The 22529-nt window shown below is 48.1% G+C and carries 16 protein-coding genes and 1 tRNA gene; 5 read left to right on the top strand and 12 right to left on the bottom strand.

From position 1 onward, the window contains the following. Window positions 1-236: 236 nt before the first annotated feature. From CV945_RS05780 to CV945_RS05765, 3 genes are all read left to right on the top strand, one after another. Complete coding sequence (locus tag CV945_RS05780) at window positions 237-1457, top strand: IS110 family RNA-guided transposase (RefSeq protein WP_049624520.1); 1221 nt, start codon at window positions 237-239, stop codon at window positions 1455-1457. Window positions 1458-2201: 744 nt separating this feature from the next. Next, the gene (locus CV945_RS05770; protein ID WP_100659331.1) at window positions 2202-2483 is read left to right on the top strand and encodes a hypothetical protein; all 282 of its coding nucleotides are present in this window, start codon (window positions 2202-2204) and stop codon (window positions 2481-2483) included. A 322-nt stretch (window positions 2484-2805) separates the two neighbouring features. Further along, on the top strand, window positions 2806-3060 hold the full coding sequence (locus CV945_RS05765; protein WP_014195211.1) for a GlsB/YeaQ/YmgE family stress response membrane protein: 255 nt from the start codon (window positions 2806-2808) through the stop codon (window positions 3058-3060). 125 nt (window positions 3061-3185) lie between these two features. On the opposite strand, the gene CV945_RS05760 is transcribed toward CV945_RS05765, so the two are convergent. The 6 genes from CV945_RS05760 to CV945_RS05735 form a co-directional block, all read right to left on the bottom strand. Next, on the bottom strand, window positions 3186-3728 hold the full coding sequence (locus CV945_RS05760; protein WP_232722027.1) for a hypothetical protein: 543 nt from the start codon (window positions 3726-3728) through the stop codon (window positions 3186-3188). 42 nt (window positions 3729-3770) lie between these two features. Further along, window positions 3771-5834 carry a beta-galactosidase GanA gene (locus tag CV945_RS05755; RefSeq protein WP_100659336.1) on the bottom strand — a complete coding sequence of 688 codons (2064 nt, stop codon included), beginning with the start codon at window positions 5832-5834 and terminating at the stop codon, window positions 3771-3773. A gap of 19 nt (window positions 5835-5853) precedes the next feature. Then, the gene (gene ganQ / locus CV945_RS05750) at window positions 5854-6705 is read right to left on the bottom strand and encodes a galactooligosaccharide ABC transporter permease GanQ (RefSeq protein WP_060788551.1); all 852 of its coding nucleotides are present in this window, start codon (window positions 6703-6705) and stop codon (window positions 5854-5856) included. 3 nt (window positions 6706-6708) lie between these two features. After that, window positions 6709-7965 (bottom strand): carbohydrate ABC transporter permease, encoded by a 1257-nt coding sequence (ganP, locus tag CV945_RS05745; protein WP_014195207.1) that lies wholly within the window; start codon window positions 7963-7965, stop codon window positions 6709-6711. A 145-nt stretch (window positions 7966-8110) separates the two neighbouring features. Further along, a complete protein-coding gene (gene ganS / locus CV945_RS05740; protein WP_100659335.1) occupies window positions 8111-9397 on the bottom strand; it encodes an arabinogalactan oligomer ABC transporter substrate-binding protein GanS in 1287 nt (428 codons plus the stop codon). Between the two features lie 127 nt (window positions 9398-9524). Continuing rightward, window positions 9525-10517 (bottom strand): galactan degradation operon transcriptional regulator GanR, encoded by a 993-nt coding sequence (locus CV945_RS05735; RefSeq protein WP_157807511.1) that lies wholly within the window; start codon window positions 10515-10517, stop codon window positions 9525-9527. 264 nt (window positions 10518-10781) lie between these two features. Here CV945_RS05735 and CV945_RS05730 point away from each other — a divergent pair, with 264 nt between their 5' ends. Beyond that, window positions 10782-12500, top strand: a complete 1719-nt coding sequence (locus tag CV945_RS05730) for a methyl-accepting chemotaxis protein (RefSeq protein WP_100659329.1) — start codon at window positions 10782-10784, stop codon at window positions 12498-12500. 331 nt (window positions 12501-12831) lie between these two features. On the opposite strand, the gene CV945_RS05725 is transcribed toward CV945_RS05730, so the two are convergent. From CV945_RS05725 to CV945_RS05705, 5 genes are all read right to left on the bottom strand, one after another. Beyond that, window positions 12832-14289 carry a restriction endonuclease subunit S gene (locus CV945_RS05725; RefSeq protein ID WP_033027996.1) on the bottom strand — a complete coding sequence of 486 codons (1458 nt, stop codon included), beginning with the start codon at window positions 14287-14289 and terminating at the stop codon, window positions 12832-12834. Continuing rightward, window positions 14286-15767 carry a class I SAM-dependent DNA methyltransferase gene (locus CV945_RS05720; RefSeq protein WP_033010489.1) on the bottom strand — a complete coding sequence of 494 codons (1482 nt, stop codon included), beginning with the start codon at window positions 15765-15767 and terminating at the stop codon, window positions 14286-14288. Before CV945_RS05720 ends, CV945_RS05725 begins: the two co-directional genes overlap by 4 nt. 2 nt (window positions 15768-15769) lie before the next feature. Further along, window positions 15770-19012: a type I restriction-modification system endonuclease gene (hsdR, locus tag CV945_RS05715; RefSeq protein WP_100659328.1), complete on the bottom strand. Its 3243-nt coding sequence runs from the start codon at window positions 19010-19012 to the stop codon at window positions 15770-15772. A 206-nt stretch (window positions 19013-19218) separates the two neighbouring features. Further along, window positions 19219-19764 carry a P-loop nucleotide/nucleoside kinase family protein gene (locus CV945_RS05710; protein WP_014195200.1) on the bottom strand — a complete coding sequence of 182 codons (546 nt, stop codon included), beginning with the start codon at window positions 19762-19764 and terminating at the stop codon, window positions 19219-19221. Between the two features lie 278 nt (window positions 19765-20042). Further along, window positions 20043-20115: transfer RNA gene (locus tag CV945_RS05705), tRNA-Val, on the bottom strand. A gap of 192 nt (window positions 20116-20307) precedes the next feature. Between CV945_RS05705 and CV945_RS05700 the strand changes: the two genes are divergently transcribed. After that, window positions 20308-21312 (top strand): HD-GYP domain-containing protein, encoded by a 1005-nt coding sequence (locus tag CV945_RS05700; RefSeq protein WP_232722023.1) that lies wholly within the window; start codon window positions 20308-20310, stop codon window positions 21310-21312. A gap of 38 nt (window positions 21313-21350) precedes the next feature. Here the strand turns inward: CV945_RS05700 and metC are convergent, their stop codons facing one another. Next, window positions 21351-22529 carry a cystathionine beta-lyase gene (metC, locus tag CV945_RS05695; protein WP_100659326.1) on the bottom strand — a complete coding sequence of 393 codons (1179 nt, stop codon included), beginning with the start codon at window positions 22527-22529 and terminating at the stop codon, window positions 21351-21353.

Raw genomic sequence — 22529 nt, 5'->3', positions numbered from 1 at the left:
AAAAAATTTCGTCACCATCGGAAGGATGAAAACAACCTTCTGTCGAATGGTCTCCTTGCAGCTGGGGTCATGAGGTCGTTGTATCTATGGTACGTAAAAGTCCGATATATAGACGGACCCCAGTAGTCTGGTGCACCACGGAATGTCGCTCCCTTGAGGGAAGCACGCAGGATAGAATGCTTGAACAAAGGCTGCTGCACCAGCTGTTTTTGAGAACGAAGCAGGGAGGAAGACCGATGCGCGTCTTGTATGAACGCTGTTGCGGATTGGACGTGCATAAGCAATCGATTACGGCTTGCGCCCTTACCCCTGAAGGAAAAGAGATTCGCACGTTTGGTACGCTGACCGACGATCTCGAGGAGTTGGTGGATTGGCTGAAAGAAAAAAAGGTGACGCACGTTGCCATGGAGTCGACGGGCGTATATTGGAAGCCAGTGTATAATCTCCTCGAAGCAGAGCCGATCGAAGTGCTTGTCGTCAATGCCCAACACATCAAAGCGGTTCCCGGGCGAAAGACCGATGTCAAAGATGCCGAATGGATCGCGGACTTGCTTCGCCATGGATTGCTAAAAGGGAGTTATATCCCTCATCGGGCTCAGCGGGAGCTCCGGGAACTGGTCCGTTATCGGCGCAGTTTGATCGAGGAACGGGCACGGGAGCTCAACCGCATCCAAAAAGTGCTGGAAGGAGCCAATATCAAGCTTTCTTCGGTCGTATCCGACATCAACGGGATGTCGGCCCGGCTCATCATTCGCGCCCTTATCGAAGGAAAGGACGATCCGGCGGCCCTCGCCCAGCTCGCCAAAGGGCGGCTGAAACAAAAAACGGAAGAGCTCCGGCGCGCGTTGAAAGGAGTGATGGGGCCGCATCAACGCATGATGCTGGCCGAGCAATGGCGTCATGTGGAGTATTTAGATGAAGCGATTGCCCGGTTGGATCGGGAAATCGAGGAACGAACGAGCCCTTTTCATGAAGCGCTGGAGCTCATCGATACGATCCCGGGAGTGGGGCGGCAAAGCGCGGAACAAATTGTAGCGGAAATCGGGACGGATATGAGCCGGTTCCCTACCGCCGCGCACTTGGCCTCATGGGCCGGAATGGCTCCCGGGAATCATGAGAGTGCAGGGAAACGGTTGTCAGGTCGAACGAGGAAAGGGAACAAGAAGCTGAGGTCGTGCCTCGTGGAATGCGCCCGTGCCGCCGCCCGAACGAAGAACACGTACCTATCGGCCAAGTATCATCGGATCGCCAAACGAAGAGGAGCGAATCGAGCGAGTGTCGCGGTCGGGAGAACGATTTTAGAAATGATCTATTATATCTTAACTCGAAAGGAACCGTATAGAGAGTTGGGAGCCGACTACTGGGATCGGCAGCGAGAAGCGAGCATCGTGCGTCAAACGGTGAAACGATTAGAGGGGTTAGGGTACGAAGTGAAACTAGAAAAAACGAGTGCATAGCACTTATTAACCATATATATACTGAAATACCYTCCTTTGGAATCCRATTCCGAAGGSTAGGYGGGYTCCGTTTTTTGTCTTAAATGGTGTTTTCAGGATAGATAATAAAAATGATATTAATATTGTTTTAACACTCAACTAACGCGATCCAATCAAAGATAAAACACTTTTTCAAAAAAATATACTCAATCACTCGCCGCCAGTGAACAAAACGAACGGCCGCTCCCTCCATATGGAAAGAAGCAGCCGTTCAAGAGGGAGTTCGCACCCGTTTCAAGAATGCACCCACGGTTACTTATGCGCCGCAGCCGGACGGTGCGGATGATTCGGGCGATGCATGCTGCCCATCCGCTCACGGAGATACGGCAATAGCTTGCTTGGACGTCAGCTCGGTTCGTTGAGAAAGGTCTCCGTTTTTAAAAGAATAAATGAATAAATCGTGTGCCTGTGAAATTCGAAGTTTTTTCTAGGATCCGCACCACGAAGTGCTTGATATAACAGCATTTTGATCATTTCCATTTGCCTAAAATGGCCTCAAAACTGTCGAACTCGGGTTATATTTGTTAAAAATTACAAAAAATAAGCCGAGCCACCTGTTCCCTCAAAACGCCACCATGATCATGGACCAATCACGACGCCGCAACTCAAGCCAACCATCCATTAACAGAGAAAAATCTTATTCAAAACGTCCTTTTCTTTTCCCTGCTTCACGTCGTATAATCAAAAAAGAGGAGGTGAACAAGCATGGAACGCGACACGGTGGTGAAAGAAGTGGTCGAGGCGCTGAAAATATTTTCCCGCGACATCCGCACCCAAATTGACGAAATGGGAAGCCAGCTGAGAGCGGAGATGCAGCAATTTCGCGCCGAGGTGAACGAGCGGTTCGACCGACTCGAACAAAAATTCGCTGGCTTGCGCGTGGAGCTGACCGAAACGCAAGAAACCGTCCATTTCCTCGCGTCCAAAACCATCCAGCACGAGAAAAAACTCCACCATTTGGCCAAACAGCTTGAATCCATTCGCTAGTTTTCCTTCATCCGAAAGCCGCGTTTGACTGCAAGTCAAGCGCGGCTTTGATTTTTGCATCTCGGCTTCTTTGATCCCGGATCAAATCCCTCCCTGCCCGACCGTGCACGAGGGCGGAAGAGAAGCTGATGATTTATCCGTCATCATGAACACAATTGGTTTCCAATACGCAACCAAAACTCTGTCCCCGGACAAAACGCCAAAAACAGAGAACGAGCTCCGATAAAGTTGACGGGGCTTTTGCGTGCATAATTGCTGCTCCTTTTGACGCACAATATAAATACGAAAGAATCCTTTTCATGATTTGAGGGAGGAATCATCCATGTCGTTTCTTTGGAGCTTAATCGTCGGGGGCGTCATCGGTTGGCTGGGAGGTCTTCTGACGGGCCGCGATATTCCAGGAGGAATCATTGGCAACATTATTGCTGGGTTTATCGGAGCCTGGCTTGGAACGGCGCTCTTTGGCAACTGGGGGCCGACCATCGGCGGATTTGACATCATCCCCGCACTGATCGGTTCCGTTATCCTCATTTTGCTTGCAAGTTTTGTCATTCGCAGATGGCACAGGACGGCGTGATTCCAAAAACCTTAGGGTCGCAATGGATTCCGCTTATGCAAGACTCATAGCGCAATCTTCCATCTCCAAATTCATGCTCACACATGAAGGAACCGGGCCCTTCTCAGCCCGGTTTTACAAGTTCATCATTTAGTTCGATATAATTGAAAATCGTCCAGCGTTCCCCAAGCGCCGCCATTTGCCTTGATGCTCACTCCGATCGTCACAGTTCCATCACCAATATAAATATCATGAATCTCAGGATGACTCCAATTCAACCAACCATTCACCGTGGCAGCTGCCCGATACTCTTTACCTCCTGTTTTCGCATACAAGTATAATTCCGCATTGGAGGCATCTCCACCTTGCAAAAACATCGATAAATCATAATATCCCGGCTCTAATCCGGTGATCGTCTGTTCTACCTGGAAATCAACAGCCTCGCTCGAATAGAAGTGAAGGGAATAGTTTCCCGATTTCGCATCCGCAGCTTTCTCCAAATAATCCGTATGTGGAGAAGTGCCGTTTCGATAAATGATGGTCCACATCGTTCTATCTTGATCCTCGAAGCTCGGATTCACTACATAGTTTTTCGGTGTAATGTCAAGATAGGCTTTTACCGTCTCTCCACCCTCCACTATACCTTGAATCACATGTGTTCCGATGCCAATTCTCAGCGCTTGATCCAACTCGTCCTGATCCCATTTCACAGAAACAGAGCGTTGGCTCCTTTATCTCCTTTTCTCCACGACTCGCACCTCGTATTTGCCTAGCGTGATCTCCCCTTCGATTTCCTCGCCAGTGAACAGATCCTTCACCTTTTCCTCAACAACAACAGCCTGTTTCTCCTCCGTAAAATTCATAATAAACACATAATCACATTCCGGGGCTTGCCGCGCTTGGACGGATACTCCTTTTCCATGCTTTACAAACAAGACAGGCCTCAAATCGAGCTTTTCCATCAATTCTTGATAAAAATCTCTATGGAATTGATCCTCTAGGCGGCCGCCAATATAATAGGCTTGACCTTTCCCGTATTGGTTGCTCGTCACAGCGGGCGTACCCGCATAAAAATCATCTTCATAAACTCCTTCGACTGTTGCAGTATACACCTTGATCACCGTTGCATAGTCTTTCAACTCGTAAGACTGTCCACGATAATGAACCGAATTTCGATCGCGTGGATAAAGAGTATCCGTTTCGATCGGTTCGATGCCGAATGTTTTCCTCAAATCGGGATGCCAGCCACCTAAATACGCTAAATCACATTCATTGACCATTCCACTTATATAAGTCATGACAAGCGTTCCACCGCTCCCTACAAACTGTTTCAAACGAGCAATCGTCTCTTCGCTCACTAAGTAAAGCATCGGCGCAATCAGCAATTTGTAGCGGGAAAAGTCTTGTTCCTTCGTGATGACATCAACAGGGATATCCCGCTCCCAAAAGGGGCGATAATGCTGTACGAGCGTTTGTGGATACCGTTTCGTTTCAGTCGCAAATCCTTGCGCATCATTTAACGCCCAATTGTTTTCCCAATCATACAAAATGGCCACTTCCGCCGACCGATTGGTTCCGACGATGCCAGACATTTTCTCGAGTGCTTTCCCAACTTTAGAAACTTCTTGAAATACACGGTTATCCGTGCGATTGTCATGGTCGACGACCGCACCGTGAAGTTTCTCAAACGCCCCTCGCGACTTGCGCCATTGAAAATAGAGGATGCTGTCGGAACCATGAGCGATCATTTGCATCGAAGATAAAAAGTGCATGCCTGGCCGCTTCGCTTTGTTCACTTTATGCCAGTTCACCAAACTCGGCGTGCATTCCATCAGTAAAAATGGCTGCTGCTTCAAACTTCGATACAAATCATTGATAAAACCGACTTTCATAGCCAAATCGGCAGTGCTCTCCCAATCATTGTGCCAAGCAGGATAGGCGTCCCAACTAATGACGTCAAGATGCTTCGCAAACTTGCTGTAGTCAAGTCCTTGAAAAGGAATTAAGTCATGCGTATCCGCCATAAAATTCGTTGTAATCGGAATATGAGGCGTCAACTCCCGAAGCGGAATGATCTCGTTTTCAAAAAAGGAAATCGTCTGATCTGTCACAAACCGTTTCCAATCAAGATTCAACCCATGAATCGTATGCTCACCAATCGGAGACGGCGACTCGATTTGCGACCAGTCGGTGTACGTATGGCTCCAAAATGACGTCCACCAAGCGGCATTCAGCGCGTCAAGATCATGATTGTATCTGTTTTTCAACCATTCACGAAACGCTTCTTGGCACAAATTACAATGGCATTCCCCGCCGTATTCATTGGAAACGTGCCACATGAGCAAAGCAGGATGATCTCCGTACCGTTCCGCCAGCAATCGATTGATATGTTGAGTTTTTTCACGGTATACGCTCGAGGTAAAACAATGATTATGACGCCCGCCATGCAACTGTCGAACACGCGCCGCATTCACCCGCAACACTTCCGGATACTTTTGCGACAACCATGCTGGTCGAGCACCGCTTGGCGTAGCCAAAATCACCCGCCCGCCAATACGGTAAATGTCGTCAAACACTTTATCGAGCCATTCAAAACGATAAACCCCTTCTTCCGGTTCGAGAGCAGACCAAGCAAATACACCAATCGTGAATGTGTTTGTGTGGGAGAGTTTCATCAACTCAAGATCCGCCTGCAAAAGATCCGGCCGATCCAACCATTGATCAGGGTTGTAATCTCCTCCATGAAGAATGAAGTTCGCTTGTGTTATATACGTTCGTTCATATTTTGGCATTATGTCGTCTCCTTTCCCTGCATCATCCTTTGATTCCACCCAATGTCAATCCGGACACAAAGTTCCGTTGCAACATCAAAAAGACAATCGCTACCGGAATGCTAATCAGAAGCGCCCCGGCTGCAAACGTTGTATAGCTCGCCCCCATCACTTCGTTAACGAGATTATACAGCCCGATCGGAAGCGTATAAGCATCAGGAGTTCGGAGAATGGCCGATGACAACACAAAATCACCAAGCGGTCCGGTAAATCCATTCATCGCCACGACCGCAATCATTGGTTTAGACAACGGCAAAAGAATTTGGAAAAAGATCCTCGTATTGCTCGCTCCATCGATTTTGGCGCTTTCGTCCAGATCTCTCGGGATCGAATCCATATATCCCTTCATCAAGTACGTATTCATCGGAATTTGCCCGCCGATATAAAGCAAAATTAATAGCCAGTGACTATTGAGCATCCCAAGCATTTGCGCCAAAACAAACAAAGCGATCAACGCAGAAAACTGCGGCACCATTTGCAACAGCAAAAACAACGTTAAAGCATTTTTTCTCCCCTTAAATCGAAAACGCGAAAATGCATACGCAGTAAATGAAACACTAATCACGGAACCAAGCATCGTAAAAAAGCTAATTTTCATCGAATTCCAATACCAGCGTTCGTACAGTAAGCTTTCTTTGCCCGCAAACAACTCGCGATAATGATCAAGCGTCGGTTTTTTGGGGATAAGGGTGGTGCTGATTAAACTGTTCCCCGGATTCAGGCTGGCACCAATAGTCCAAAGCAGCGGATAGATGATTGCCACGGCGACAAACGTTAAAATGGCATAGGATACGAAGAGGCGAAGGAATTTTTTTGACCTGACACTGGATCTCATGTTCTATACTCCCTCTTTAAAAGAATTGGTCCGTCGAAATTGCCATAACGCAATCCCCATGACAAACAAAGATAACAAAATTGTTAAAGCGGCAGCCAACGCATATTGGCTTGATTGCATCGTCAATTTATAAATCCAAGACACAAGGATATCCGTTCCTCCCGCTGTCGATCCCGGAACAGCCGGTCCGCCTCCATTAAACAGATAAATAATGTTGAAGTTATTAAAGTTAAAGGTAAACTGTGTAATAATAATCGGGGCCATCGCCAACAGCACCATCGGCAATGTAATATATCGAAATTTGGCAAACATGGAAGCTCCGTCAATCGTCGCTGCTTCATACAATTCTTCAGGAATCGACTGCAAAACACCCGTCGTCACGACAAACACATATGGGAATCCCAACCATCCTTGCATGAGGATGAGCGCCACCCTCGTCCAATGCTCATCAGTCATCCAAGGGATTGGATCGATGCCAAGCGCCGCTAAAATTGTATGATTGATGGCTCCAAAACTGTCATTAAATAAGCCAGCAAACACTAAAATCGTCACAAATCCCGGCACAGCCCACGGCAATACGAAAATGGTTCGATACAATTTCTTCAACCGAAGGTCTTTTTGGTTGACGATCACCGCCAATAAAATACCTGCCGCCACTTGAAGAGTGGAAGCAACGAGTGTCCAAATGACCGTCCATGACAACACATCAAAAAAGGTTGAGCGCCAAATATCAACCGTAAAAATTTTGAGGAATGTATCGAACCCAACCCAATCGACCAACTTGGCAGGAGGAGTATGATATAAATCATAGTTGGTGAAAGCTAAAGCAAAACTGAACAACACTGGAAAAATAACAGAAAAAACCAAAAGAAAAAAAGCAGGGCTGCTAACAACATACGGGTATCCTTGTTCCACAAGTTGATGGTACTCTTCTTTCAGAGTATTCAACCGATCCCCCCTATCCCTCCGCTCACCATTTTTATAGGCGTCCCACAAATTGAAACAATAAAAAGCCAATCCAAACAAAGCGACAATGACCGCAATAATCCCTTCTGCCAAAAGAAAAATCGAATTATCGCGTTGCACTTCTGTTCCAAGCGTCACAATCCCCCAAAACCCCATGTTGAACAGATCGGCAAACGCCGTCAAAAAAGAGGCAGCGAAAACAAGAAACAAAACTCCCTTCGCCCATTGTCGGTTATACCATTGACCTAGGCCAGGAATAATCGATAAACATAAGGCCATTTTCCGGTGTGACATGGACTCCCCTTCTTTCCTTGAAGAACACATTTTTTCAACACAAAACGCATCAAACAAAAAGATCGTTTCACACCATCACGATCGATTTATTGTAGGTCCTTGCACCTTGTTAGAAACGAAAGCGCAAGGACCTTGTTCTCTCCCCTTATTTGCCGCTATGTTTCGCCTTAATTTGCCCTTTGATCGTTTTCACGGCTTGATCTAATGCCGCTTTCGGATCTGCTTTTCCAGTCGCAATCGTTTGCAATGCCGAATCGGCCGGCTTCCACACCTCATTCATTTCCGGAATATTCGGGATCATTTCAGAAAATTGAGATTGCTCCGCAACCGCCCGTGCCACCTCACTGTTTTTCACCACCGGATCATCCGCCAACGCTTTGACAGCCGGAACCTCTTTTGTCACTTCATAACGTTTTTTCGAATTTTCTTCATTCGCCAGAAAGATCACCAATTTTTCAGCAAGATCTGGATGTTTCGAGTAGGCGCTTACGTTGTAGCTTTTTACTCCAATAAATGCGCTCATATTTTTTCCGTTCTGTAACGCTGGAAGTTTCGTCACTCCAAAGTTGATTCCCGCTTTTGTAAACGGCTCAATATTCCACGGACCAGAAATGATCGCTGCTGCTTTGCCTTCCGTAAACAGCGATTCGAGTACATTAATACCCTGCTCGCCAATCATTCCTGACGGAAATAGACGTTCTTTATAAAATTTTTGAATCATTTTAGCCCCTTCGACAGCGCCGGCATTATTCAATCCAATATCGTTCGGATTGTAATTTCCGTTTTCGTCCTTGCCAAAAATGTAGCCTCCATACGCACTCATCACACTTTGGGCATAGTAAATCTGGTCAAACAGAGCCAAAAAGCCAAATTTTTTGCCATCTGTTACTTTTTTGGAATACTCATACCATTCCTCAAGCGTTTTCGGCAATTCCTCTTCGGAAATAAGATCTTTATTGTAGTAAAGCATCGTTGTCTCGACCGCTTTTGGCAAACCATACACTTTGTTGTTTACTTTTTGCGACTGCATGGCGGCTTCCGTATAGATGGATTGAATGTCTTCCTCAACATTCAATTCTTTAATGATCCCTTCCGTCACGGCTGTCCCAATCTGGTCGCTCGGCATCGTCAATACATCCGGTCCAGTGCCAGCCGGCCCGTCTAAACGCAAATCCTCAATTTGTTTCGCATACGGCTTCTCAATGATTTTTACTGTCACATTGTTTTCCTTTTCAAATTGGGCAATGGCATCTTTAATTCCCACGCCTTTTTGAATGTCTTCCCAAACGACGAGCTCTACTTTTTCATTGTTCTCTTTGTTTTCTCCTGCACGAGATCCTTGATTAGCATTTTCTTTAGGCCCACATGCAGCTAAAGACAAACTAAAAGCCATCACACTCATAAGCGCAAGATGTTTACTAATACTCCTCATCATTTCCCCCATTCTCCCTTCTCGTTTTGGAAACGCTTAATTATCTTCAATATAGCATCGACAATAAAAAATGTAAACAACTTTTTACTAAAATTAATAAAAATATTTACGAAACAAAAAAAGAGGGCTAGTTCGTACTTTTCCGTACGATAAGCTCAGCCCCTAACAGCAATGTCTTCACAATGTTTCTCTTTCTTTGTATCCGCTCGAGCAACAACTCGATCGCACTTTTGCAAATTTCATGAATATCAATATGGAATGTCGTCAATGGCGGTGATACGTATTTGGTAATGCTGATGTTATTGACACTGATGACGCTCACACGCTCAGGGATGGGAATGCGATGCTCATTCAACGCCTGCAGACAACCGACAGCAATGGGATCCGCCGCTACAAAAAACGCGGTAGGCAATCGATCCCCTAGGGTTTCAATGGCCTTGGTCATGAGTTCATAGCCATTGTCAAATGAGAATCCCCGGTGGCAAAAAATATACTCTTCGTTGAGCAACCCCTTTGCTTTCATATAATGTCGAAACGCCCGCTCGCGCGAGTCCATCTCATCCTTTCCTGTATTCGGATTCGGATACGTCCCGCCAATAAAGCCGATGTCCGTATGCCCTTTCTCAAGAAAGAAGTCGATCGCTCGCTCAGTGATCTGTGTTAAATCCGGGCGCACCGAATCAAAACAGCGCGGGTCGGGCGACAAATCAATAAACACCCCATTTGTCGTCATCGATCGCAGACGTTCAAGCTCCCGATCCGAAAAAATTCCAACGGCAATAAACCCCTCAATGTTCTCTGGAATTTGGTCAATGCCATCTGAAATTTTATACATTTGCAGTTCTAGATTAAACTCTTTCGCCAGCTTTTCCATTTCCATCCTCATTGTTTTGTAATACACGTCTTCTAATTCCTCTTTATCCGTCAACCAATATAAAAAAGCAATATTGCGAATCACTTTTCTGATGGTTTTCTTGCGGTAGTTCAACTTTTCTGCTGCTTCATAAATTTTCTCCCGCGTCTCCTCGGATACCGAAAGACCTGGATCATTGTTCAATACCCGCGAGACAGTTGAAATGGAATAGCCTGCTTGTTTAGCAATGTCGCGAATCGTGGCCATATGCATTACCCCATTCTGCTTAGGTTGTATCCATGAGTATTATAACAAATACGCAATATTTTTACTAAAATTATTTACTATATGATCCTGAATCATGGCAACTTCCTTCTTATTGAGCTAAATTATTGGCATTCTTGCTAGACAGTATTCCCCACTCTACCATTTTTAGAATTCGAATTAGGAACAATACACTATTTATGAATTCCTCTTTTATTACTATAATAATGGATATGTTTGACAAAGAATAGAGAGGGGGAGCGCTCATTGAAAACGTTGAAGCTAGGAACAAAAATCAATATTTTGATTTTTTGCATCATTATTCTATTAACCATTGTTTTGACGGCTGCTGCCATCATCCAAATCAAAAAAGGAATCCAAAAAGAAACGCTTGAAAGAGTCAAATCCAGTCTTTCCTTGGCCTATCACTATCTTGACGAAAAATATGAAGGGAGTTGGGCTGTCAAAAACGGAGCGCTTTATAAAGGAAGCGAGAAAATCAATGGCAACAATCAACTCGTTGACGAAATCGGAAACCTAACGGGCGGAACGGCCACGATCTTTCAAAATGAAACACGGGTTGCCACCAACATTATCGTGAACAATCGACGGGCTGTTGGCACAACCGCGCCTCCAGAAGTGGTGGAACAAGTGTTAAAGAAAGGGAACACCTTCTTCCGTGAAGTGAATATTTTGCATCAATGGTATCAAGCTGCATATATGCCGATCAAAAACGATCGCGGAGAAACGATCGGGATGTTTTATGTGGGGATTCCCCAAACATATGTGGACACAGCCGTGTCTTCCCTTTTGAAAACATTGATCCTTTCTGCCGTCATCATACTCGTGATGGCATCAGCAGCCACAATATGGTTCTCGCGTCGCATCCATGCTCGATTGGCCGCCGTCTCCAGCGCCCTCCAGCGAGCAGGGAATGGAGACTTTACGGTTGCCATCAATGACCAAACTCGTGATGAAATTGGACAAATTGTCGAAAGCTATAACAAAATGAAAGACGATCTTTCTCAAATGCTGACCCGAGTCGCGGATGCATCAGAGCAAGTCGCCGCGGCTGCAGAGGAACTGACAGCGAGCGCGGAGCAAACAGCCTTGTCAACGGAACAAGTTTCTGTCGGCATCCAAGAGGTCGCCAGCAGAGCGGACAGCCAAAGCAGCCAAACCAATGAAATCGCCGCCGCCATGGAGCAAATGACGCAGGGCGTCTCGCAAATCGCGGAGCGTACGACAGCCATCGCCCACTTGGCCGTCCATATGACAAACTTAGCCGAAGACGGGAAAACATCGGTCGAAAAAAATGCCGAGCAGATGCAGGACATTCATCAAGCCGTGCTCCGGTCAGAACAACTGATTCACACGTTGCAGGAGCGGTCAAAAGAAATCGAAGCGGTCGTCCACACGATTCATCAAATCGCGGAGCAGACGAATCTCCTTTCCTTAAACGCCGCCATAGAAGCGGCGAGAGCAGGAGAACATGGGGCGGGATTTGCCGTCGTGGCCGATGAAGTGAGAAAATTGGCCGAACAAACGCAAGCAGCGACAAAACAAATTACCCATTTGTTGTCTAGCATCCATCAAGATGTAGAGAACACATCAACGAGCATGGAAGATGTGATGCAAAATGTTCAAGACGGCATCGATGCTTCCCAAGAAACAGCAGCGAAATTCAACACAATTTTCGCAAACTCGCAAACCATCTCAACCCAATTGGAAGACGTATCAGCATCCGTACAGCAGCTGTCAGCCGGTATTCAAGAACTGGATTCAGCCGTTGCGGAACTCGCCGCTGCAGCCGAAAAGACGATGGAGACGTCCAAAACAATGGCCCATTCCACCGAAGAACAGCTCGCTTCCATGGAAGAGATTGCGTCAGCAGCCGCTTCATTGGCGAATGTATCCGAAATGTTGCAAGAAATGGTGCAAAAGTTTACGATTGCATCAAAACACTCGCTTGATTCAAACGGGTAAGCAAAAAATGTATATGTTTTACATTCACTCTTTTTCTTTACTAAAATAAGCTATTTTTGATCACTCTGATTCAACCGGGTTCGACAGCAGCCGGACAGATAAAATGCCTCTCATCCTTTGAGACAGAAAGGTTGGGAGGCATTTTAGTCATATGGTTATTTATGAAAAATGTTCAAAGAGGACTTCAGTCCCAAATCTGTAAAGCACTGCGCTTATTTGACCGTCAGTTTGGTTCATGAACAACTGAAATCGTTCTGCGCGCTTCCACAATCCCCCGCAGCTTTCATCATCCCCCACAATGCAAAATCATGATTCGATCAAGCGAACAGCGTCACCGCTGTCCGCTTGACGAGAGCAACGCTTCTTTGACCAACTCCATCGCGTGTCCATCGTTCGGGTCATTCGTCCCCAACTCGCCGCGGAAGGCTTTCTGGAGAACGGATTGTTTTACTAAATCGAGCTTTTCCTCCGCTGCCAAAACGAGTTGTTTTTCGTTCTCTAATTTTTCTAATAAGTTGTCGAGTTTCTTGGCGATGCGTTTTTGTTCGTTTAGGGGAGGCAGTGGGAAAGCGATTGCTTCTAACGTGCTTTTTCTAATTGATGGCACTGCAGTAGCTTGAGAATATTTGTAAAAATCTTCTTTAAGAGACCAGTATAATAAAAGTTTATTGTCAAGTATATTCTCATTCGATTTAACCCCCATTAAGTTGTTATCAATACATGCTGGCTTCGGAACTAAACCGCGTCTATTCAGTCTTATAGCTTCTCCAATTTTAGCAAACAGAATAGTGTCTTTTGGAACTTTTTTTGCTTTTAACTTGACTCTTATTTCTTCAGAAATAGTATTTTCTTCACTGTAAATATAGTAATTAGAATCAGTATCTTTAAGATTCCCTACCTTATAAAACGGGATTTCTAAATCATTATATCCTTGATACTGATTCGGAAATGCTGAACCACTAAAAAAATCAACCAAATGTTTTAAACGAACCCACACCCAATTCCCCGGCACCTCATAAGGCCATTGTTCTTTCGGAATGACGTCTTTTTCACTTAGATCATCGGATGTTTCCAATATACTTTTCTCGCTCGGGTCATTTGTCCCTAATTGCCCTTTAAACGCCTTCTCCAACATGACCGCCCGCCGCCGTTCGATCGACTCCTTCACTTCTTCAATCAGCCGCTTTGCTTCGTCGATTTTCGCAAACAGCCGCTCAATTTTATCAGCGATGCGTTTTTGTTCGTTTAGGGGAGGCAAGGCGATCGGATACTCCTCTAAGAAAAACTTCGGGACGCGTTGCTGGCCTACTGCACCGGCCATTACATTTTTCGCTTGCTTTCGAAACCGTTCAGACCGAACTAGATAATAGATATAACGATTATCAACCGTTTTAGGAGTTCGAATGACATAAAACTCTGTAGAACCGAAACCAAATCCATTTAATAACCCTTCGGTAATGACGCTATTGCCGTTTTCCATACAAGGGGTGATTTTTGCAAATAATATATCATTTTCTTCAAAATACGTGTACCCCTTTTTGACAGAATGAAAAGGTCGTTCCTCCAAATAAGCAATCTTCCCCTCTACTGGATCAACCGCACTCATTGGGAGAAAACTGCAAATATGATCATCACCATACTCCAGTTTAGGCTTAGGTGGATTAATCTTCACGATACGCCCCAACCTCACCCACACCCAATTCCCCGGCACTTCGTACGGCTGCTCGTCTTTGGGCACGAGCGCTTCTTCGAGCAGCTGTTCCATCGATTTTGGTTTGGCCTTGCTCATCGTTCTGACACCTCGAGTCGTTCAGCGACGTGGAGCATTTCGGTTTTGGCCGGTTCGTAGCGGGTCGGGTGTTCGGCCGCTTTCAGTTCGGCAATGACTTCATGGAGCAGCGAGATGGCGAGCTCTAATTTCTCCACCGCTTCTTCAGCCGAGTCGATCGGGTCGGGCAAGTTGTCGTACACGGACAGCGATTCGTCGGCGATGAGACCGATGTCGAGGCTGTCGCCTTTTTTGGCGATGTCGTCGCGGGTGAAGACGTTCCACCGTTCATCGTCGACTTGATGGCGGTCTTCGGCGGTGTAGGCTTTCGTAAATCCGGCGAAATGGTCTTTCGTCAACGGATTGCGCTTGCCAAACGACGGCATGTTCGTGCGAAGATCATACACCCATACTTCTTTCGTGTTGCCCGTGTCTGTTTCCCCGCGGGTGAAGAACAAGACGTTCGTTTTCACCCCTTGGGCGTAGAAAATGCCGGTCGGCAAGCGCAAGATCGTATGGACGTTGCATTTGTCCATCAAGTCGCGGCGGATGTCGGCGCCGACGCCGCCTTCAAACAGCACGTTGTCGGGCACAACGACCGCGGCGCGCGCCTTGCCGTTTGGTCTGAGCGCCCGGTAAATGTGCTGGAGGAAGTTCAGCTGCTTGTTTGACGTCATAAACGTAAAGTCGGTCCGTGTCGCCCGTTCCCCGCCTTTTTTTGTGCCAAACGGCGGGTTTGTCAAAATGACGTCATACCCTTTCAGCCGCTCGCCAAGGGGAGAGAGCGTGTCGCCAAGCAAAATGTCGCCGTGCACATCATGCAAGAGGGCGTTCATGACCGCGAGGCGGTGCGTGTCGCGGACGAGCTCGACCCCGGAGAACGCTTCATATTTCTGGAACCGAATTTCTTCTTCCGATAAATCAAAATAGTCGTCCGTTTTCGCCCGGACGTGGCGGCTGGCGGCGATCATAAAGCCGAACGTCCCCGCCGCCGGGTCGTGGCAGCGCTCGCCGGGCTTCGGGTCAACGAGTTCGACGATGACGTCAATCAGCACGCGGGGGGTGAAATATTGCCCCGCGCCTGATTTCAATTCGCTCGCGTTTTTCTCGAGCAGCCCTTCGTACAAGGCGCCGAGCCCTTCTTCTTTCGCGTTGTACCAGTCAAGCGCGTCGATGGTGCGGATGATTTTTTCCAAGTTTTTCGGCTCACGGATGTTGGACGTCGCTTCGGTGTAAATTTGCCTTAACAGTTCGTTCTCTTCCTGCCCAAGCGCCATGAGCAGCTGTTGGTAATACGTTTTCAGCTCGATTCCATCCTTTTTGGCGAGCACGTCCCAACGGTATGGCTCGGGGATGATGTATTCTTGCCCGGTTTCTTTCATCATTTTCAAAAACAGCAAATACGTCAGCTCGGTGACATATTGGTGGTACGTGATGCCGTCGTCGCGCAAGACGTTGCACAAGTTCCACAGCTTTTGGACAATTTCTCGGTTGTTCATCTCTAGGCTTGCTCCTTCTTGGCGTAGTTGTACAAGTTTTCATTAATTTCGCGCACGATTTGCGGCAATTGACCGCCGAAAATATTGTTCAGCTGCTTAAAGCCGCCGTGGCTTTTAAACGGTTCGTAGTCAAACGCTTTTTCCGGGTCGGGATGGAGGACGTATTCTTGCAGCAGCTGTTTTTCGATCCGCTCAAGCCATTTCTTTTGCAGCGGCGGCCATGGTTTCATCCGGTAAATGGCGTTCATGGCGCGGCGAATTCGTTCTTCATGACTGATGAGCGGGTCGCCGAGCGCCTGTTGGCGGATGAAGGCGATAATGTCGGCGGCGATGTCCTCATTTTTCGCCTCCCGCCATGCCGCCTGCAGTTTTTTCTCGGAAAAGCCTCTTCGGTCAAGTTCCAATCGCAGTTGTTTCAACTCTTCCCTCGTCAGTTCGGACGGCCGCTGGCAGACAATCATCAGCGCCGGGATTTTATTCATGTTCGTGCGGATAAATTCACCGAACGCCTCTAAATAGTCGTCCGGTTTTTCCGCATTGCCGTAGCCTCGTTTGACGCCAAGCAGCTTGTCTTCATGGTGGGAAATGTATTGCTTGCGCTCGCGGTACCGGTTTTCGTCCAAATAGCGGAACATCGATTTATATTCTTTCAGCCCGTCTTTCAGTTCATCAGACGGCAGCGATTTCAGCCAGTCGATGAATTCATCGACCGTTTTTCCGCCGGAAAGCACGCGGAAATCTTCGTGTTGCCTGTCGGACCACGTCCGCTTTTTCCGTTGCATCTTCGCAATGATTTGTTCTTTTTGGTATTCCAGATGGGCGGTCTGTTCAAGCTGTTCGAGTTCATCGAACAGCTCCGTCAGCGTCGCCTGCGGACGGGCGACGATCGGTTTCATGCTTGTATACGGCTTTAACGTTTCGTAAATGCCGACGGCGTCAAAGATGTTGAAATGGTCTTTCCCAATCTCATCGCACCGCCTTGTCGCCCGGCCGAGCATTTGTTCATACAAAATGCGCGAGCGAACGCGGCGCAAAAAGACGAGGTTCGTAATCGCCGGCACATCGACCCCTGTCGTTAACAAATCGACCGTCACCGCGATTGTCGGGTATTTTTCGTTTTTAAACCTGCGGATCGCTCCTGACGGGTCTTTGATCGATCCGGTGATTTTCATGACCGCATTGTCATCGAACTCTCCGTATACGCGCGCAAATTCTTCTTTCAGCAGTCGGACGACGAGATCAGCGTGATCGTCCGTCGCGGCAAAAATGAGCGTCTTCCCTTCATCATCCGGAGCGATATAGTTGACGAGCTCGCGAATGATGACGCGGTTAAAGCTTTCCGTTACGACTTTCGTGTTAAAGTGCGAAACATCAATGTTCAGTTCATCCTCCAAATACTCTTGCGACACCGTATGGGATACGGCGTCGTAGACATCAACCGTCTCTCCTTTCGCCCACGTAATCCCTTCCCGTTTCAGCACCGTATCAAACTGATACGGCGGCTCATGGTCGACCAAATACCCGTCGATGACCGCCTCGCGATACGAATACGTAAACACGGGCGGGCCGAAAATGTCCGTCGTATGCAAGGCGGGCGTCGCGGTCAAACCGATGCGGACGGCATCGAAGTAATCGAGCACTTGCCGATACTTGCTTACATAATCGCGATGGTCTTTAAACTCCAGCTCGATTTCGTTCATTTCTTTATCCAACGTATAGCCGCGGTGGGCTTCGTCGACGATGATGCAGTCATACTGGTCAATCGGCGGAACGTCTTCGGGACGGTCGTTGTAAAAAATGCGCTTCAACATTCCTTGAACGGTGGCGATATGCACTTTCGTCTCCGGATCGGGCTTTTGGTCGTACAGCGACTGCAAACCGTAAATCTCGGCAAACGTCTGAAAGTGCTCCATTCGGCTTTCTTTAAACGCCGCTTCCGCTTGTTCGGCGAGCGCTTTTCGATCAACGAGAAACAAAATGCGCCGAAACCGTTTCGCTTTGAGCAAGCGGTAAATCAAGCCGATCGCCATGCGCGTTTTTCCCGTTCCCGTCGCCATGGCGACAAGCACGCTCCGGCGCTTGTCTTCAAGCGCCCGCTCAACAGCCTGAATCGCCCGCACTTGGTACGGCCGCAGTTTCAAATAATCAAACGTTTCATCACGCAGCCGCTGTTCGGATCGTTCAATGTCTTGTTCCAGCAGCTGTTTCAACCCGTCCGGCGTATACCAGCCTTGCAGCGGGCGCGGATGGTTCGTCGATTTCCGGGCGTCCAAAAACCAAATGCCGGACTTTTGTTCAAGCTGTTTCACGTACGGACGGCCGTTGGTGGTGAACAAAAATGGAACGAAATACTCCCCCCACGGCTCGTGAATCACTTCTTGCCCATGGCGCACAACGAGACGGGCGTATTGTTTTGCCTGTTCGATATCGGCGGGGATGTCTTTGCTTGCGCGTTTCGCTTCAATGAGGCCGACCAGCTCCAAGCCGATAAAAAGAGCATAATCGGCAACCCCGTGCCGAAGCGGCCATTCGGCAATCGCCAAATTCCGCCCCTTCTCTGGCCGCGCGCCTTTGGCAAAGCGCAGTTTTTCCGAATCAGCCTCCCAGCCAGCCGCCCGCAGCTGTTCATCGATGATGAGGCGCGTCTCTGCCTCAGTCAGTTCGAAATTCGCCACCGCCCGCCGCGAATAGTCACGCCGCTTTTGTTTTTCCTCGGCACTCGTATACAGCCCCGTCTCGCGGATGTGCGAAAGCTCCGCTTCCAAGTCGGCAAGCCGCTGTTTATACGATTCGATGAGCCGATTCAGTTCATCCGTCGATTCAAATGATGGCGGCAGCGGCTCTCGATACTGGGGAGCTTCGAACGACCAGTCACCGTACACTTCCATAAACCATACAGCTAGGCGAAACGCCATGTGCAATAGCGTCTTTGCCTCATGCACGTCCCCATAATGGGGATCATGCACCGCTTGATTGCCTTTTAAGCGGATCATCGTGAAGATGTCATATATCTCTTTTGGGATGATTTGTTCATACAGCAGCACCTTGAGGCGGTCTTGCTGATCGGTGCCGCGCTCTTCGCGAATGCCTTCGAGCGCCAATATGTATTTCGTCATCGCCTCGGCCAACTTTCGCAGCTCGCTGATCGCCACGTTTGGGTTTTGATGCACATGCCGCTCGGCCGTCTCCCCTACTCGGGCAAGCACATCCCATTTTCCTTCTAGAAATTGAAAGTTATGCGCCATGTCCATCCCTCATCTTTGTCTCTTTTGCAACTTTCTTCTTTTGCCATTATCATATCATGAAAAAAAGCCCGCTGAAAACGGGCTGTTTGTGTTCCCAGACAGGACCATAAAAAAGCGAACAAGGGCGGTTGCTGTCCTCAGTGTCATTGCTGATGTGAGAATCAACTCGCGATGGCAAGGAAAGAGCAGCGCCAATGAAACATCTTTTAACCAATTCGAAATCTTTGATTGCTCATGATTTCATCAATCATCTCATCTATGTCATCCTTACGTTTCCCGCTAGTATCCAAAAGATGCTTTCGATCGAATCCTGATGCATGGAACTCATTCAGCAAAATGAGGCAGCGTTCCCCCATTTGTTGCTCGGGGGCCCTCATCTCATCCCTTTGCCTTAACGTTTTCCCATCTGCCCACAAAACAACATACATAACCGTTACGTTTAAATCCTTTACATTTTCATACAACCATATCGCTTCTTGGGGAAAGGCAATATAATCCACTACCACATCATTGCCGTATTTTACAAAATTTCTTGCAAGACTTAGAATATTATCCCAAATTAATGAAAGCTCTTCTTTACTTTCCCACGGTTTTTTCCGTCCATTGATATGCATATGGCTGATGTCATCGCCGGAAATATACGCACTACGCTCCAACTTGTTCGCCAATGCTGTTGAAATTGTTGATTTGCCAACTCCAGCGGGGCCTGATATGACATAGACTGTTCTTGTTTGATGATTTTTCATATGCATCCCTTTTTACCTGCTCAATATAGTTTTATTACCCGTGGTAATAAAAACGACAACATAAACCTGAATCCGTGATAAAGACGCGTTCAAAGCTGCCAAGAAAACTGGATCAATCAACAAAATATTGCACTCGGGGTTTTTCACCTAATAGGTGAACATTCGAAATGGAGTCGAAGTCTCGGCACGATTGGGCTTCCCAGCATTTTGGATACACTTCTGTCACAGATTCGGGATAAACAAAAAATCCCTTGAAGCCTTCTAGCTCAAGGGATTTCACTCGATGATTCCGACTGGGCTCGAACCAGCGACCTCCACCCTGTCAAGGTGGCGCTCTCCCAGCTGAGCTACGGAATCATATTTTATTGTCCGCTATCGAACACATTTTTAATTATATAAACGGGCAAGTTGTTTGTCAACAACTTTTTTAAAAAAATCGCTGTTCATGATGAAAAAAGGAAAGGTGACTTCCCCGAAAGGAATAATGCGTGTTGGAACGGTTCGACATCGTATTTTTTCTACATTCTGATTGTTCTATCAAACGGGAATTTGCTTGCAAAGGCTGGCGGAATTGATGAAAAACGCCCGCCGCTTCCGGTGCCGCTCAAAATGAAACTGCAGCTGACGGTCTTGTTCAGCAGCACATTTCCTGTTTTATTGTTCAGCTTAGCGATGGAAATCAAATGGTCGCTCGCCGGACCGAGTGCATCCCACTGGTCGTATTGGCCCTGGGCAGCCGTGATTTTGTTGTTTTCGACCGCCTTCTCCGTTTTTTTGACCCGCTTGTTGGTCGATGAGATCCATGAGCCGGTCAGTGTGCTGTTAAGTCATATGAAACGGGCGGAAAACGAAATGTATGAGCTGATCGCTCACAATGTCTATACGGACGAATTTGCGTATTTGCTTCGCGGATTCAATCATATGATCGATGCTGTGCATCGGCGCGATCGAACGAACAAAGAGCTGCTCAACAGTTTCATCACTGTCCTGACAGCGGCGCTTGACGCCCGCGATCCTTATACAGCGGGGCACTCGCTGCGCGTGGCCCGCTACGCGCTGGCGATCGGCAAGCAGCTTTCTCTGCCGAATGAACAGCTTGATGCCTTGTATCGTTCCGCTCTGCTGCATGACATCGGAAAGATCGGCGTCCCCGATGCCATTTTGCTTAAAGAGGGAAAGCTAAGCGATGATGAATTTGCCTGGATCAAAAAACACCCCGCCCTTGGAGAAGCCATTTTGCGCGAGGTTAGGCCAATCGAACCGATTGAGCCGCTGCTAGCTGGAATTCGCTCCCATCACGAACGCATCGATGGCAAGGGATATCCGGATGGCTTAGCAGGCGACGAGATTCCGTTGTTTGGCAAAATCATCGCCGTGGCCGATGCGTTTGACGCCATGACTTCCGATCGCCCGTACCGAAAAGGCATGGATATTCGTCAAGCGGCGGACATCTTGAGAAAAGGAAAGGGAACGCAGTGGGACAGCGAACTCGTCGACCTCTTTTTGAAACACTTACAAGAGGAGAAGCTGTTGTCAACCTCAGCGGCATCTTGACCCGCCCGCCAAGCTTTGAAGGCTTGGCGGGCTGATTGCTATGGCGTTGAAACTGACGGCCGCTCTTTCACAAACGACAGCGCCCGCTCGAAATCGGCGATCAAATCGTTGACATCCTCAAGCCCGACGCTCAGCCGCAACAAGCCGTCGGTAATGCCGCGCCGGAGCCTCTCTTCTTTTGGCATCGCCGCATGCGACATTTTCGCTGGGTGCGATAAAATTGACTCGACCGCCCCAAGGCTGACAGCAAACACCGGCAGGCGGACGTTTCGGACGAACGTCCGAGCCGCTTCTTCATCGGCTAGGCGGAACGACAGCACAGCGCCAAACCCGGCCGCCTGATGGCGCTGGATGTCATGGCCTGGGTGGTGCGAAAGCCCTGGATAATACACATCTTCCACTTTCGGATGGCGCGCCAAATACTCAGCGATGGCCAGGGCGGATTCGGACGACTGCTTCAGCCGAACGTGGAGCGTTTTTAATCCCCGCAGCACAAGCCACGCATCTTGGACGCCAAGGACGGCGCCAAACGCGTTTTGCAGTTTGTACAATTCTTTTCCCAATTCCTCGTCTTTCACGACCGCCAGCCCGGCGACGACGTCGCTATGGCCGGCTAAAAATTTCGTGGCGCTGTGAAGGATGACATCGACTCCAAGATCAAGCGGCCGCTGCAACGCCGGCGTCATGAACGTATTATCCAAGAACGTCAAACAGCCATGCGCCTTCGCCAGCTTGACGACGCCTTGAATGTCGGTCACTTTTAACAATGGGTTGGACGGCGTTTCCATATAAATGACTTTCGTGTTCGGCCGGATGTTTTCCGCCACTGCGTTTAAATCGGTCATATCGACAAACGTATATTCAATGCCAAAGCGGCCGAGCACCTCCGTAATCATCCGGTACGTGCCGCCGTAGACGTCTTCGGTCACGAGGACGTGGTCGCCTTTTGAGAGAAGCAAAAACGCCGTTGAAATAGCCGCCATGCCAGAAGCGAACGCAAACCCGCGCGTTCCGCCTTCTAACGCCGCGATCGTTTCCTCAAGCGCCTCGCGCGTCGGGTTGCCGGAGCGGCTGTAGTCGTATTTGCCGAATGAATCGAAATCGAACTGATGGAACGTGGAGGCGTGCTGGATCGGCACGCTCACCGCCCCCGTTTCGCGATCGACTTTCCATTCATTATGGAGCAGTTTCGTTGAAAACGACCATTCCCGTTCCAT

Source organism: Geobacillus sp. Manikaran-105 (assembly GCF_002809955.1).
Taxonomy (GTDB): domain Bacteria; phylum Bacillota; class Bacilli; order Bacillales; family Anoxybacillaceae; genus Geobacillus; species Geobacillus thermophilus.
This window is presented reverse-complemented; position numbering and strand designations above follow the sequence as displayed.

Bases quoted from the DNA above. Each gene is read 5' to 3' on its own strand.
- metC (WP_100659326.1), bottom strand. From the start codon at position 22,529: ATGGAACGGGAATGGTCGTTTTCAACGAAACTGCTCCATAATGAATGG.
- ganP (WP_014195207.1), bottom strand. From the start codon at position 7,965: ATGTCACACCGGAAAATGGCCTTATGTTTATCGATTATTCCTGGCCTA.
- CV945_RS05765 (WP_014195211.1), top strand. From the start codon at position 2,806: ATGTCGTTTCTTTGGAGCTTAATCGTCGGGGGCGTCATCGGTTGGCTG.
- CV945_RS05710 (WP_014195200.1), bottom strand. From the start codon at position 19,764: ATGCATATGAAAAATCATCAAACAAGAACAGTCTATGTCATATCAGGC.
- hsdR (WP_100659328.1), bottom strand. From the start codon at position 19,012: ATGGCGCATAACTTTCAATTTCTAGAAGGAAAATGGGATGTGCTTGCC.
- CV945_RS05735 (WP_157807511.1), bottom strand. From the start codon at position 10,517: ATGGCCACGATTCGCGACATTGCTAAACAAGCAGGCTATTCCATTTCA.
- CV945_RS05725 (WP_033027996.1), bottom strand. From the start codon at position 14,289: ATGAGCAAGGCCAAACCAAAATCGATGGAACAGCTGCTCGAAGAAGCG.
- ganQ (WP_060788551.1), bottom strand. From the start codon at position 6,705: ATGAGATCCAGTGTCAGGTCAAAAAAATTCCTTCGCCTCTTCGTATCC.
- ganS (WP_100659335.1), bottom strand. From the start codon at position 9,397: ATGAGGAGTATTAGTAAACATCTTGCGCTTATGAGTGTGATGGCTTTT.
- CV945_RS05770 (WP_100659331.1), top strand. From the start codon at position 2,202: ATGGAACGCGACACGGTGGTGAAAGAAGTGGTCGAGGCGCTGAAAATA.
- CV945_RS05720 (WP_033010489.1), bottom strand. From the start codon at position 15,767: ATGAACAACCGAGAAATTGTCCAAAAGCTGTGGAACTTGTGCAACGTC.
- CV945_RS05780 (WP_049624520.1), top strand. From the start codon at position 237: ATGCGCGTCTTGTATGAACGCTGTTGCGGATTGGACGTGCATAAGCAA.